The organism is Sphingomonas populi, assembly GCF_004208535.1.
GTDB lineage: Bacteria > Pseudomonadota > Alphaproteobacteria > Sphingomonadales > Sphingomonadaceae > Sphingomonas > Sphingomonas populi.
In genome coordinates this window covers 1-716 of sequence record NZ_SGIS01000168.1, presented here as the reverse complement: position 1 = coordinate 716, position 716 = coordinate 1, and the positions used below count along the sequence as shown (strand labels likewise).

Genomic DNA, 716 nt, shown 5'->3' with positions numbered 1-716 from the left:
GGGACTCGATCACAACGAGACCCGATCCTGGCACGGCTGGTATCGTCATGTATCTCTGGTCATGCTCGCCTTTGCCATGGTCACAACCATTCGGCACAAAGCCAATACCGGCGCCGAAAAAAAGCTGCCCAAATTGCCCAAGGCTCTTGCGAAAAGCCGTTAATCCGCTGGTCGGTACAAGAGATCAGGCACATTGCCAGCCGGCTTGGCCAGCGAGATATCCGGCCGGCGCACTTCATCGCATGGTCTCTATGGCGACGCGCACATCAGGCTGCGGCGCAACAGGCTCACTTTAAGATCAAACGGCAACTGTAATGTTAGTGCACTGATTCATACCAAGGCGCATTGATCAGAACCCATGTGCCCACTGTCGCAGTCCGATGGACATGATGCGCCATGGTTGCTCGACGAGCGCATTCCAAGCGAAGCAGCAATGGTCGACGATGTCCTCGTAGGATGTGAAGATGCGGTTGGACAACCAGTTGTCACGCATGAACTGCCAAAGGTTGGTAAGCGCGAAATCACCCCCACATTCCAGAACTGATGGGCATCGGCGATAGCATGTCCGCAGGGTAGTTTGGCGGGTAACACCAAAGCGCGCTGAGAGTGACTCACGTGGGGGATTCCCAAGGAGCTGAAAATCTGATTCGACGTTGCAGGCAGATGGAGGCTTGCGATGGCGGCAGCGGTTGGCGTTCGGCGCGACTACACACCGG

General features: G+C 56.1%; 2 pseudogenes. One reads left to right on the top strand and one right to left on the bottom strand.

The annotated features are described in order from the left end of the window. A pseudogene (locus EWE75_RS24760) lies at positions 1 to 163 on the top strand (IS701 family transposase); the annotation flags it as partial. 186 nt (positions 164 to 349) lie between these two features. Here the strand turns inward: EWE75_RS24760 and EWE75_RS26000 are convergent. Then, positions 350 to 716: pseudogene (locus EWE75_RS26000) on the bottom strand (hypothetical protein); the annotation flags it as partial.